Origin of the sequence: Neorhizobium galegae (genome assembly GCF_021391675.1) — a bacterium.
In the GTDB taxonomy this organism is placed as follows: Bacteria; Pseudomonadota; Alphaproteobacteria; order Rhizobiales; family Rhizobiaceae; genus Neorhizobium; species Neorhizobium galegae_B.
In genome coordinates, this window is sequence record NZ_CP090095.1 from 3,400,749 (window position 1) to 3,413,100 (window position 12,352).

Consider the following 12,352-nt stretch of genomic DNA (forward strand, 5'->3'; position numbering starts at 1 on the left):
CAGATCGCGGCTGGAACGGTCAGCGGCCGCGATTGCGCTGGTAGCGCGCCCTCAGCCAGAAAATGGCGAAGAAGCCGAGCAGCAGCATCGAGCCGATGACGACGGCGAGCACCGGAGAAAACTGGGCGATCCACATCACGATCGTCGGCAGGAAATAGATCACCAGCCCGATGCCGATCAGGATGACGGCCGCGGCGATCGCCTGCGATTTTGCCTCGGGCGTCATGCCGCCGCTCCCTCGGCAAGCTCGGCGCGGATATCCTCGAGCCGCCGCTTCTGGGTGCCGTCCGCCTCGAAATTCTCGGGCGAAAGCCATGCTTCGAAAGCGGCCTTCAGGAGCGGCCATTCCGCATCAATCATGGAGAACCAGGCGGTGTCGCGATTGGCGCCCTTGGAGATGACGTGCTGGCGGAACACGCCTTCGAAGGTGAAGCCGTGGCGACGGGCGGTCGTCTTGCTGGGCTCGTTCTCGTTATGGCATTTCCATTCGTAGCGGCGGTAATCGAGCCCTTCAAACACATGCCTGGCCATCAGGTAATGGACTTCGGTCGATAGCGGCGAACGCTTCATGGAAGCGCCATGCGCGACCGAGCCGACCTCGATCACACCGTTCTTCGGGTCCGGCCGCATGTAGCTCGCCATGCCGACCACTTTGCCGCTCGCATTGTCGCGCGAGACGAGCGTCACGAAGCTCGAATGGACGCGGGCGTTTTCCAGCCAGTCGCCGAAGGCGCCGACATCGGCAAAATCGTCGTTGGGGAAATATCTGAGAAGCGGATTGATGCCCTCGGCGCCGCCGAGCCCTTCCCACAGCGCCTGGAGGTGGGTGTCCCTGTCATAGGGTTCGAGCGTCACGAACCGGCCCTTGAGGGTGACCGGAGCCGGGGCGGCAACTTTGTAGTTCTTCAGATCGCGCATATCAGCCTCTTGCATCGTGGCTGAGGCTTAGGCCAGCGGCGGGGGAAAGGCAACGGGTAGCGAGGCGGCCTGCGTGCGAGTAGCAGGACCTGCCGAGCTCGACGCTGATGGGGAAGAAGACGGCGCGGCATACCTCTTCTCCCCAGCGGGGAGAAGGTGCCGGCAGGCGGATGAGGGGGGCGGAGCCGAAGAGCGCACATCGAGCCTGCCGCATTCCCCCTCATCTGCCCTTCGGGCATCTTCTCCCCGAGGGGAGAAGAGGGAGGTCCCATCTTCACTTTGAGATGGACACGGTCCCGGCTCTCTGCTTCCCTTGAGAGATCAATCATGGGAGTTGTCCAATGGCGGTCTGCACCTCATGCAATCGGGAGTTCGGCTTCGCAGATGTCAGAGGCGGCATATGCAGGGACTGCCGCGCGAAGGCGGAAGCCGCAAGCATGGAGTCGGCCTACCGGAAGATCGAAAACGGTATCGTTTCCCCGGAGGACCTGAATGATCCGGCCCTTGCCAGGATCATCATCACGACGGGCAGCGAAATTCCCGGCCGGCGGATCGACAGCATCGTCGATGTCGTCGGCGCCGAGACGGCGCTGGGCCTCAGCATATTCAAGGATATCGCCAACAATTTCCGCGATTTCTTCGGTGGCCGCAGCAAGACGGTGCAATCCGCCGTTCGCGACGCCCGGACCGTCTGCATGATCGAGCTTCGCCGCGAAGCGGTCCACCTGAATGCCGATGCGATCATCGCAATCAAGATCGACTTCAGCGAATTGTCGATGGCAGGGGGCGGCGGCATCCTGTTTGTTGCGGCGACCGGTACAGCGGTCAAGCTTGCCGACTGACGCCAGTCTGCCGGGCGGCCGCGCCATTCCCGTTCCCTAACCCACCAGGGCGGGCCGAGACCAGAAAAATGCGCGCCGTTTGGCGACGTACGACTGGCGCGGCTTACGCCTTGACCTTGGCTGCCGAAACGGTGGCATCGATATGCTCGAGCAGCGCATCGTTCAATCCGAGGCGGCCGGCCAGCAGGTCGAGATAACCGCGTTCGGCACGGGTGTCCGGGTCGATGGTGAGTCGCGAGGCGGCGTAGATCTCGACCTTCTGCTCCTCGGTGCGGGCAGCGGCCACGAGGTCGTCGATATCGACCGGATTGGCGAGTTCGTTCTCGATGAAGGCTTCCGCCTCGGCGCCGAGATCGACCGCATGCACCTTGTCCATGATGTTGGCGCGCTCGCCGGCATCGATATGCCCGTCGGCCTTGGCAGCGGCGATCATCGCGCGCACCAAAGTCAGCGCAAAATCATTGGTGAGAGCGGGAGACTGCGGATGGAAGGGGGAATCGGCGGGCGGCGCAAGCAGCGGCTTGTCGGCCTGAGGGGCTGGCTGCGGCGCCGTCTGGGGCGACTGGCCGGACTGATAGTTCTTGTAGGCGAGATAACCGAGGCCGGCGATGGCCGCGATGCCACCGACCGCCGCGACATTGCCGGCGATGTTGCGGCCGGTCTTGGTACCGAGGACGGCCGCGAGGATCGCGCCGGTGGCGAGCGGATTGTTCTTGGCGAGCTGGGTCGCCTGCCCTGCCCGGTCTTTTACACTTCCCCCCGACATGCCCGGAATCTGTGATCCCAGAAATTGGTCGAGAAGCTTCTTCGCGTCGAACATCGCACATCTCCCTGTTGTGTTTCCGGGGAGAGATAGGGATGCGATTGTGAAATTACAAAGACGGGTTGCAGTGGCCTGGTGTCGCGGGAGAAACAGGGTCTCGAAGAAATTCATTGCTGGTTCTGAGGCAAGCCGTCGGCAATGTCGTAATAATCGCCTTTGTCGGCGACGAAGATATGCTTGTTCAACCGGGTCCTGGTCGGGCCGTCAAACGCGCCCATGGCAATGGCGATCCAGTCTTTGTGCGGCGGATCCCAGAAGAGGGAAGAGCCGCAGGTGGCGCAAAACCCGCGCCGGACCCTCTCGGAAGACTGAAACCAGGTGATATTCTCGGTACCCTTGATCGCCAGCCGCTCCCTGGCGACATCCGTGGATACGAAAAAATGGCCGGAATGCTTTCGGCATTTCGAACAATGACAGGCATCCGGCGCGGACAGGTCACCCTCGATCTCGAAGGTGACCGCGCCGCAGAGACATGATCCCTTGTGCATGCAAGCCCTCCCCTGCCACCAGTCAGAGCTCGGAAACGCGTTCCGGCTACGCCTTCAGCGCCGCCGCTTCCAACGCGAGCTTGGTGATGCCGGCCCAGTCGCCGGCCGAGACCAGCTCTTTCGGCGCGACCCAGGAGCCACCGACGCAGATGACGTTCGGCAGCGACAGGTAGTCGTTGGCGTTCTTCAGCGAAATGCCGCCGGTCGGGCAGAACAGCGTGCCGGCGAGCGGCGAGGAAAGCGCCTTCAGGTAGGCGGCGCCGCCGGCCTGTTCGGCGGGGAAAAATTTCAGCACCTCGTAGCCGGCTTCGCGCAGCGTCATCACTTCGCTGGCGGTCGCGGCACCCGGCAGAAGCGGCACGGGAGAGTCCTTGGCGGCGGAAAGCACGCCGGGCGTCACGCCGGGCGAGACGATGAAGGTTGAGCCCGCCTTGACGGCCGCCTCGTAGTCGCGGGCGTTCAGGATGGTGCCGGCGCCGACATTGGCGCCTTCGACTTCGGCGGCTACCGCCTTGACCGCATCGAGGGCGGCCGGCGTGCGCATGGTGATCTCGATGGCCCTCAGGCCGCCGGCGACCAGCGCCCGTGCCAGACCCACCGCCGACTTGGCGTCGTCGACGATCAGCACCGGTACCACCGGCTGCAGTTTCAGGATGGAAAGCAGCTTTTCCGTCTTGCCGGTCATGGTAAGGTCTCCGCTAAAACGATTGAAACTTTGAGGTCGAGATACCCTTCAAGCCCGTCATTGTCGAGAAAAAACAGGCCTCCGCCGTCGAACGGGTTTGCGGAAAGCGGAGTTTGCTCTAGGGTTGCGACAATTGTGGAAGTTCCCGAGGCGGCGGGCAGAGCATGGCCAAGGAAATCGAACGGAAATTTCTGGTGAAGAGCGACGGCTGGCGCTCGGAGGTCTCGTCATCCTCCGATTTCCTGCAGGCCTATGTCGCATCCGGCGACGACCGTTCGGTGCGGGTGCGGATCATCGACGGCAAGCGCGCCAAACTGACCATCAAGATCGGGCGGGAACTGCTTGCCCGCGACGAGTTCGAATACGAAATTCCGCTTGGCGACGCCGAGGAGATGGCGAACGCCGCCGTCGGCGTGGTGCTCGAAAAGACCCGCCACGAGATCCGGTACGAGGGTTACACCTGGGAGGTGGATGTCTATGACGGAGCCTACAGGGGACTGGTCGTCGCAGAGGTCGAGGTCGAAGACGAGGGCGCTCTGCCTGACATTCCGGACTGGATCGGCGAGGAGATCACCGGCGACCGGCGGTATTCCAACACGGTGATGGCGACTGAAGATTTGAGCGGAGAATTGTGTCATGGCGTACCGTCTGCGGCCCGCTAAATCCTTCACCGACGAGTTCCGCTCGGTTGCGGAAAGCCAGCTTTCCCACGCGATCCGGCTGCTGGAAGACCAGCCGGACGGGCCGCACGAAGCGGTGCACGACGCGCGAAAACGCTTCAAGCGGGTGCGCGCCCTCTATCGGCTGATCCAGCCGGACGCAAAAACGTTCCGCCGGCAGGAAAACACCCGTATCCGCGACATGGCGCAGACGCTGTCGGCCGTGCGCGACGCCACCGCGCTGGTCGAGACGGTCGACTATCTCGCCGGCCATGCAGGCTCTGCCGAAGAGCTTGCCGGCCTCACCGCGGCCTCCGGGGCGCTGACCGAACGTCGCGACCGGATCGCTTCGGAGGAACACGACCTGCCGGCCAAGATGGCGGCCGCCGCCGACACCTGCCGCGCGGCGATCGCGGCCCTCGACGACCTCGACCTCGACGACGATCCGCACAAGTCGGCCAAACGGCTCGCCAAGGCCTGGAAGGACCAGCGCGAGAAGGCGCTCGGCGCACTCGCCGGCTGCGAGGAACACGGCGATGCGGAGACTTATCACGAGTTGCGCAAATGCGGTCAGACCTACTGGATGCACCTGTCGCTGCTCGGCGGAATCTGGCCTTCCGCCATGCTCGCCAAGCAGCAGCAGGCGAAGGCCCTGGTCGATCTGCTCGGCCACGAACACGATCTTTCGGTGCTGACCGGGCTCGTCAACGAGAACCCTGAACTGTTCGGTGATAGCGACACGCTGGCCCGGGTGCTCGGCGCCATCATCACCCGCCAGCAGGCGCTGCGGCACGCGGCGCTGGAAGCGGCCCACGAGGTGTTTGCCGACAGCGCCGAGACGGAAAGCGGCCTGATCGCGCTGCTATGGGAAAAGGCGGCCACCGCGCCGCGCAAGGAGCGCCGTGCGGCAAAGCTGCACAGGGCTGTCGCGACGCACGAGAAAGAAACCGCGTTGCGCGGATAGTCCGGAAACTGTATTTCAGCGCCATGACCGAAAACATCTTTCAAACCCGCCCGGAAGCGACGGGCGCCTGGCTCGTTGCCGCGCTCTATCATTTTGCGCGTTTCGACCGCTATGAGAGCTTCCGCGAGCCGCTGCAGTCCTTCTGCGACGAGAACGGCATCAAGGGCACGCTGCTGATCGCCCGCGAGGGGATCAACGGCACGGTTGCCGGCTCCGACGCAGCGATCACCGGGCTTCTCGCCTATCTGCGCGCCCAGCCGGAATTCGCCGGCCTCGAGCACAAGGAAAGCCGCGCGTCGAAGAAGCCCTTCCTGCGCATGAAGGTGCGGCCGAAGAAGGAAATCGTCACCATGGGCGTCGAGGATATCGACCCCAAGCGCATCGTCGGCACCTATGTCGAGCCGAAGGACTGGAACGCGCTGATCTCCGATCCGGAAACGATCGTCATCGACACCCGCAACGATTACGAAACGGCGATCGGCATCTTCAAGGGCGCGGTCGATCCGCAAACCAAGACGTTTCGCGAGTTTCCCGACTGGGTGAAGAACAATTCCGGCCTCCACAACAAGCCGAAGATCGCCATGTACTGCACCGGCGGAATCCGCTGCGAGAAGGCCACCGCCTTCATGAAGGAACAGGGCTTCGACGAGGTTTTCCACCTGAAGGGCGGCATCCTCAAATATCTGGAGGAAGTGCCCGCAGAGGAAAGCCTCTGGGAAGGCGCCTGCTTCGTCTTCGACGAGCGCGTTTCCGTGGAGCACGGCCTCAAGGAGGGCAACCACAAGCTCTGCCACGCCTGCCGCAGCCCGATCACGGCTGAAGAGGTGAGCTCGCCCTATTACGAGGAAGGCGTCTCCTGCTCTCACTGCTACCCAACCCGCACCGAGGACGACCGCGATCGCTACCGCCAGCGGCAGCTCCAGATCGCGCTCGCCAAAAAGCGCGGCGTGAGGCATATCGGCGGGTAAGGTTTGCCCGCGCCAGACGGGCTGGCGCGAGCGGGTCGTGGCTGCCTCAAACCGCCTGAGGTATCCGGGCGATCACCTTGATTTCGAAATCGAAACCGGCAAGCCAGTTGACGCCGACGGCCGTCCAGGTCGGATAGGGCGGCTCGCCGAGCACCTTTTCCCGCACCGCCATCATGGTTTCGAATTGAGTCTGAGGATCGGTATGGAAGCTCGTGACGTCGACAACGTCCCGAAACGTGCAGCCGGCCGCCTTCAGGACGGCCTCCAGATTGTCGAACGCCAGTTGCACCTGACGTTCGAAGTCAGGCTCCGGTGATCCGTCCGGCCGGCTGCCGACCTGGCCGGAAACGAACAGAAGATCTCCCGAGCGGATGGCCGCCGAATAACGGTGCTGCTCATAGAGTGCGTGCCGACCGGCGGGAAAGATTGCCTCGCGTGGGCTCATTGTTTCATTCCTCTTTGGAAGGCCGGTTTCCGCAGCGTCGTGATGCCACCGGGATGGGCACACGGCTTCGGCTGTTCACGTCCGGCCTTTGGTTTCAATATACGGGCGCGTTGACATACGCCTCGTATGCGCCTTACCCCACATACGCCGCGTATGTCAATTAGCGTACATGGCGTATGTGGGGTAAAGGAGCTGCCTCTGCAGCCGGTGCCAGCTCCAAATCAGGGTCGCCAAGAAGCGCGGCGTGAGGCATATCGGCGGAGATGGTTTGGCTAGTACCCCGGACAAATGGGGTCCGACGGTTCGTCTGCCGGGGGGATGGATCCTCGGGTCGAGCCCGAGGATGACGGAATGTGCGGGACCGCTGGCGACAATCGTCCAGCCACGACAGTGTAGCAGCAATTCGATGGGCCTCTTTTGGAGTCCCCGTAGCACCACCTCTCGGTCGTCATCCTCGGGCTTGACCCGAGGATCCACACCTCAGAACGCAGTGCCCCGCGCCAGGCGTATGACACTACGCCGCCCCGCTCATGCCCCCCGGCAGGCGGTTGCCGCGGTAGATGATGTCGATTTCCTGAGACGACATCGGCTTGCCGAACATATACCCCTGCAGTTCGTCGCAGCCGGTCAGGCGCAGTTGTATAGCCTGCGCCTCGGTTTCGACGCCTTCGGCGGTGACCGGGATCTCCAGCGAGCGGGCGAGCGCCACGGTGGCCTGCAGAAGATCGACGGCGCGGCCGCCCTCTTCCAGCGCGTGCACCAGCGACTTGTCGATCTTCATCCGGTCGAAGCCGAACTGGCGCAGGTAGCCGACGCTCGAAAAGCCGGCGCCGAAATCGTCGAGCGCGATCTTCACCCCAAGCTGCTTCAGCTTGGCGAGCGCGGCGCGGGCGCGCTCCGGGTTCTGGATGAAATAACCCTCGGTCATTTCGAGCGTGATGCGGGAAGGATCGGCACCGGTCTTGCGGAACACCGAAGCGACGTGCACGGCAAACGCCGGATCACGGAACTGGCCGGGGGAGATATTGACCGCCAGCTTGAGCTCCGGCCACAGCGTCAGCGTCTCGCAGGCGCGGTGCAGCACGAACAGGCCGAGCTGGTCGATGAGGCCGGTCGATTCGGCGATCGGGATGAAGACCTCGGGAGATACGGGGCCGTAACCGGTGCGGTGCCAGCGCGCCAGCGCCTCGACGCCGACGATGCGCCATGTCCTGGCATCGACGACCGGCTGGTAGACGACGTTGACCTCGCGGCGCTCGATGGCGATCCTGAGATCGATCTCCAGCATGTTGCGCTCTTCGCGCTCGGCATCCATTTCCGGCCGATAATATTCGGTCCGGCCACGGCCGGTTTCCTTGGCGTGATACATGGCCATGTCGGAACGCCGCACCAGCTCCTCGCCGGAGACCTTGCCGCGCGGCGAGATGGCGACGCCGATGCAGGTGCCGATGGTCGCGACCCTTTCGCCGATCACGAAGGGCTCGCCGAAGAAGCCGAGGATATGATCGCTCAGCGTCTCCACCGCCCGGCCGATATCCGTGGCTGCGAGCGCGATGGCGAACTCGTCGCCGCCCACACGGGCAAGGATCGCCGTCTCTCCGACCAGCGTCTTGAGGCCGGCAGCAACTCCACGGATCAGCTTGTCTCCGGTGCCATGGCCATAGGCGTCGTTGACTTCCTTGAAACCGTCGAGATCGAGATAGAGCAGCGCCACGTCCTCGTTGCTGCGGCGGCTCTGGAGGACCAGCGCGTCGAGTGCTGCAAAAAAGCCGGCGCGATTGAGAAGCCCGCTCAGCCGGTCGCTCATGGCCAGATGCCGTGCCGCCGCCTCGTCCGCCGTGAGGCGGTTGAGCGTATTGCTGCCGCTGACGAAGAGGAGGAGGAAAAACAGGCCGACCATCGCCAACGCGCAATAGACGAGCGGCCGGACCTGCAGATAGGCGGCATTGCCGGGCATGCGCGAATTCCAGACGAGCCGCTGCAGCGCCTTGCCGTGAATATTGCGGATTTCCACCATGTTGGGGACCCTATCGCCGTCACCGGCAAAACGAAGCCCCCCGATGACATAGGTTTCCGAGAGCTTCAGGATCTTCTTCTCGTCGAGATGGCGGCCAAAGATCAGGAACCGGCGCCCCTCGACGGGCTGGGCGAGTTCACCGGACTTCTGGCGGATGAGCGCCACGCCGACGGCCGCGATACCGTTTTTGGTCTCCACGAAACCCACCGCCTCCGGCACCGTTTCGGCGCCGGCGCTGCTTGCCTTGTCGAACAGCGTCCAGAGCGAGGTGTCGAAATAATTCTGCGGCGACCAGGTGACGGGAGCGCCGTCGTGATAGGCCATCAGAACGTTGCGATTCGTATCCATGATCAGCGCCACGTCGAAAAGATCGCTGTTGGCGGTCATGTCGCCGTAGTTGCCGACGACCCAGGCATCGTCGCCGGCATAAACGAACTGGGCAGCGTCGTCCCACGCCGCGTAGTCGTTCAGCGTCGCGTGCAGCTGCTCCTGGAACGTCTGGATCGCGCCCGAGGTCGTCTCGCGCGAGCGTTCGTCGTCGAGGCGATTGGCGTAGTCGGCAATGCGGTCGAGCGCGGTCAGGATGAAGATCGTCACCAGCACCACGACCACCGCGAAGGCAAGCAGCATCGACGTCACGGCGGAGCGACGGCCAAGTGTTGCGGAGCGGCGAAAGCGGGACGGAAGAAGCCGCATCTAAGACCTCATGAAGCCCTACATCTTTCGCGGGTATTCCTTCAGATAGCGTTAAAGGAAAAGGCCGGCCCCCACACTTGAGAGCCGGCCCACCAAGTATTTTCGAAAATTCTATATTATTACCAGGCGGCGATGACGGCGCCCTTGAACTGGGTGTTGACGAAGTCCTTCACCGGAGCACTGTGATAGGCCTCGACGAGCGTCTTGACCCAGGCCGCATCCTTGTCCTTCGCCTTGACCGCGAGGATGTTGATGTAAGGGGCCTTTTCACCTTCCTTGGCGATCGGATCGGTCTTCGGGTTGAGGCCCGCTTCCAATGCGTAGTTGGTGTTGATGACCGAGGCATCAACGTCGTCGAGCGAACGCGGTAGCTGGGCGGCGTCGAGTTCGGCGAACTCGATCTTCTTGGCGTTTTCGGTGACGTCAGCCGGGCCGATCTTCAGGCCCTTGGCGGCATCGACCTTGATCAGGCCCTGGTCGGCGAGGATGAGCAGCGCGCGGCCGCCATTGGTCGGATCGTTCGGGATGGCAACGGTGGCGCCCTGTTTCAGGTCGGCGAGGCTCTTCACCTTCTTGGAATAGACGCCCATCGGGAAGTTGACGGTCTGCGCGACGCTGACGATGTCGAACTTGCGATCCTTGACCTGGTTGTCGAGATAGGGCTGGTGCTGGAAGGAATTGGCATTGAGCTCGCCGTCCGCCAGCGCCTGGTTCGGCACGACGTAGTCGGAGAATTCGAGGATCTGGATGTTGAGGCCCTTGGTGGCCGCGACTTCCTTCACCTTTTCCATGATCTGGGCATGCGGGCCCGGGGTGACGCCGATCTTGATGTCTTCGGCAAGCGCCGGGCCGGCAGCGAAGGCGGCGAGTGCCGCAGCGATGATGAGCTTCTTCATAAGTGTCTCCTTGGGTTTGCTTATATGCGCCAGTCTTTTTGGGTCTGTGTCTTGGGAGGCTGGTTTTCGGAATAATCAGGTCTTGCGGTTGCGCTTGTCGAAGCGGCGGGCGAGCGCGTCTCCGGCGCTCTGTATCGCCTGGACGAGCACGATCAGCACCACGACGACGGCCAGCATCACGTCCGGCATGAAGCGCTGGTAACCGTAGCGGATGCCGAGATCACCCAAGCCTCCGCCACCGACTGCGCCAACCATGGCCGAATAGCCGACCAGGCTGACGAGGGTGAGCGTCAGCGCCAGCGTCAGGCCGGGCTTGGCTTCCGCCAGCAGCACCTTGAAGACGATCTGCAGTGGCGTCGCACCCATGGCGCGGGCGGCCTCGATCAGGCCCTTGTCGACCTCGCGGATCGCCGCTTCGGCAAGACGTGCGACGAAGGGAATGGTCGCCACCGTCAACGGCACGATCGCGGCATAGGTGCCGATCGAGGTGCCGGTAATGAAGCGCGTGAACGGGATGATCGCCACGACCAGGATGATGAACGGCGTCGAGCGCGCCGCATTGACGATCGCGCCGATGATGCGGTTGCTAACCGGTGCGGGAAAGAGCTCGCCCTTGCCGCTGGTCGCCAGGAACACGCCGATCGGCAGGCCGATCAAAGCGCCGATCAGGCCGGCGGCGACGACCATCTGCAGGGTCTGCCACAGCGCCTTCGAAAGCAGGCCAAAAAGCATATCAAGCGACATAACCGAGCACCTCCGTGGACAGGCCGGTTGCGGCATAGAAGCGCTCGGCGCGCTCCGTGACTGCGGGATCGGCCGGGTAGGCGACCACCAGCGAGCCGTAGGGCTCCCCGGCGATCTCCTCGATCGTGCCGGCCAGAATGTTGACGTCGGCGCCAAGTTCGGTGACCAGCCGGGCGGTTAGCGGCTGAAAGGCCGTCGAGCCGAAGAAGATCAGCCGCACCAGCACGCGGTCGCCTGCCGACGGCTGCAGCTTCAGGTTCAAGCGGATCCATTCCGGCAGGTTGGTGCCGAGTGCGGCCGAAAGAAGCGAGCGGGTCGTCTCGTGCCTGGCGCCGGTAAAGACGTCAAACGTGCGGCCGGCCTCGACGATCTTGCCGCGGTCGATCACCGCCACATCCGAGGCGATGGTCTTCACCACCTCCATCTCGTGGGTGATCAGAAGCACGGTGAGGCCGAGTTCGGCATTGATGCGCTTCAGGAGCGCCAGGATCGACTGCGTCGTTTCCGGATCGAGCGCCGAGGTCGCCTCGTCGGAGAGCAGCAGTTTGGGCGAGGTGGCGAGCGCCCGGGCAATGCCGATCCGCTGCTTCTGGCCGCCGGACAGCTCGGCCGGGTAACGGTCCGACTTGTCGCCGAGGCCGACGAGATCGATCAGCGGCGCGACCTTGTCGCGGATCGCCTTGGCGGAAAGGCCGGCGATCTCGAGCGGCAGCGCGACATTGTCGAAGGCGGTGCGAGAGGAGAGAAGATTGAAGTGCTGGAAGATCATGCCGACCTGGCGGCGCAGATCCCGAAGCCCGTTTTCCGTAAGGCCGCCCACCTCGACACCGTCGACGACGACGCGGCCGGAGGTCGCCTTTTCCAGCCCGTTGACGAGGCGGATGAGGGTCGACTTGCCGGCCCCCGAACGGCCGATAATGCCGGTGATCGCGCCGCGCGCCACCGAGAGGTCGACGCCATCAAGCGCGGTGAACTGCGCCTTGTCGTCGGCGCCGCCGAAACGCTTCGTCACCGCCTCGAACGTCACCATGGGCGTTGGCGAAGACAGAGGCTGTTCAGGCGGTATCGACAGGGCGCCATTCTGCGCCTTGGACGGGATTTGAACGTTTGTAGACATCGGAAAACTCTTTTACGGGGCGCCGGCCGGCGCAACGGTGACACAAGGGGAACATCCCGCTGGTCAGTCGCACATTCGACGGTTCACGCG

At 63.5% G+C, this 12,352-nt stretch carries 14 protein-coding genes; 4 read left to right on the forward strand and 10 right to left on the reverse strand.

What is annotated here, in order from left to right; all coding sequences use genetic code 11:
- Window positions 1–19 precede the first annotated feature (19 nt).
- Both LZK81_RS16940 and LZK81_RS16945 read right to left on the reverse strand, forming a co-directional pair.
- The gene (locus LZK81_RS16940; RefSeq protein WP_233953998.1) at window positions 20–226 is read right to left on the reverse strand and encodes a hypothetical protein; all 207 of its coding nucleotides are present in this window, start codon (window positions 224–226) and stop codon (window positions 20–22) included.
- Complete coding sequence (locus LZK81_RS16945) at window positions 223–918, reverse strand: GNAT family N-acetyltransferase (protein ID WP_233953999.1); 696 nt, start codon at window positions 916–918, stop codon at window positions 223–225. Before LZK81_RS16945 ends, LZK81_RS16940 begins: the two co-directional genes overlap by 4 nt.
- Window positions 919–1,355: 437 nt before the next feature.
- On the opposite strand from LZK81_RS16945, the gene LZK81_RS16950 reads away from it, so the two are divergent.
- A complete protein-coding gene (locus tag LZK81_RS16950; protein ID WP_233954000.1) occupies window positions 1,356–1,760 on the forward strand; it encodes a YbjQ family protein in 405 nt (134 codons plus the stop codon).
- A 103-nt stretch (window positions 1,761–1,863) separates the two neighbouring features.
- Here the strand turns inward: LZK81_RS16950 and LZK81_RS16955 are convergent, their stop codons facing one another.
- The 3 genes from LZK81_RS16955 to LZK81_RS16965 all read right to left on the reverse strand — a co-directional run bounded on the left by LZK81_RS16955 (window position 1,864) and on the right by LZK81_RS16965 (window position 3,756).
- Window positions 1,864–2,580 carry a tellurite resistance TerB family protein gene (locus LZK81_RS16955; protein ID WP_046604502.1) on the reverse strand — a complete coding sequence of 239 codons (717 nt, stop codon included), beginning with the start codon at window positions 2,578–2,580 and terminating at the stop codon, window positions 1,864–1,866.
- 110 nt (window positions 2,581–2,690) lie between these two features.
- Window positions 2,691–3,071, reverse strand: coding sequence for a GFA family protein (locus tag LZK81_RS16960; RefSeq protein ID WP_233954001.1), 381 nt, complete (start codon window positions 3,069–3,071; stop codon window positions 2,691–2,693).
- A gap of 46 nt (window positions 3,072–3,117) precedes the next feature.
- A complete protein-coding gene (locus LZK81_RS16965) occupies window positions 3,118–3,756 on the reverse strand; it encodes a 2-dehydro-3-deoxy-phosphogluconate aldolase (protein ID WP_046604500.1) in 639 nt (212 codons plus the stop codon).
- Window positions 3,757–3,920: 164 nt separating this feature from the next.
- Between LZK81_RS16965 and LZK81_RS16970 the strand changes: the two genes are divergently transcribed.
- The 3 genes from LZK81_RS16970 to LZK81_RS16980 are packed head-to-tail and all read left to right on the forward strand — an operon-like array spanning window position 3,921 to window position 6,347.
- Window positions 3,921–4,418 carry a CYTH domain-containing protein gene (locus LZK81_RS16970; protein ID WP_233954002.1) on the forward strand — a complete coding sequence of 166 codons (498 nt, stop codon included), beginning with the start codon at window positions 3,921–3,923 and terminating at the stop codon, window positions 4,416–4,418.
- Window positions 4,393–5,379, forward strand: a complete 987-nt coding sequence (locus LZK81_RS16975) for a CHAD domain-containing protein (protein WP_233954003.1) — start codon at window positions 4,393–4,395, stop codon at window positions 5,377–5,379. Before LZK81_RS16970 ends, LZK81_RS16975 begins: the two co-directional genes overlap by 26 nt.
- Before the next feature lie 23 nt (window positions 5,380–5,402).
- A complete protein-coding gene (locus tag LZK81_RS16980; RefSeq protein WP_233954004.1) occupies window positions 5,403–6,347 on the forward strand; it encodes a rhodanese-related sulfurtransferase in 945 nt (314 codons plus the stop codon).
- A gap of 46 nt (window positions 6,348–6,393) precedes the next feature.
- On the opposite strand, the gene LZK81_RS16985 is transcribed toward LZK81_RS16980, so the two are convergent.
- The 5 genes from LZK81_RS16985 to LZK81_RS17005 form a co-directional block, all read right to left on the reverse strand.
- Window positions 6,394–6,792 (reverse strand): RidA family protein, encoded by a 399-nt coding sequence (locus LZK81_RS16985; RefSeq protein ID WP_233954005.1) that lies wholly within the window; start codon window positions 6,790–6,792, stop codon window positions 6,394–6,396.
- Between the two features lie 514 nt (window positions 6,793–7,306).
- Window positions 7,307–9,505, reverse strand: coding sequence for an EAL domain-containing protein (locus tag LZK81_RS16990; protein WP_233954006.1), 2,199 nt, complete (start codon window positions 9,503–9,505; stop codon window positions 7,307–7,309).
- A gap of 119 nt (window positions 9,506–9,624) precedes the next feature.
- A complete protein-coding gene (locus LZK81_RS16995; RefSeq protein ID WP_046608405.1) occupies window positions 9,625–10,401 on the reverse strand; it encodes a MetQ/NlpA family ABC transporter substrate-binding protein in 777 nt (258 codons plus the stop codon).
- A gap of 75 nt (window positions 10,402–10,476) precedes the next feature.
- Window positions 10,477–11,145 (reverse strand): methionine ABC transporter permease, encoded by a 669-nt coding sequence (locus tag LZK81_RS17000; RefSeq protein ID WP_233954007.1) that lies wholly within the window; start codon window positions 11,143–11,145, stop codon window positions 10,477–10,479.
- Window positions 11,135–12,175, reverse strand: coding sequence for a methionine ABC transporter ATP-binding protein (locus LZK81_RS17005; protein ID WP_233956598.1), 1,041 nt, complete (start codon window positions 12,173–12,175; stop codon window positions 11,135–11,137). The genes LZK81_RS17000 and LZK81_RS17005 overlap by 11 nt, the downstream gene beginning before the upstream one ends.
- Window positions 12,176–12,352 lie beyond the last annotated feature (177 nt).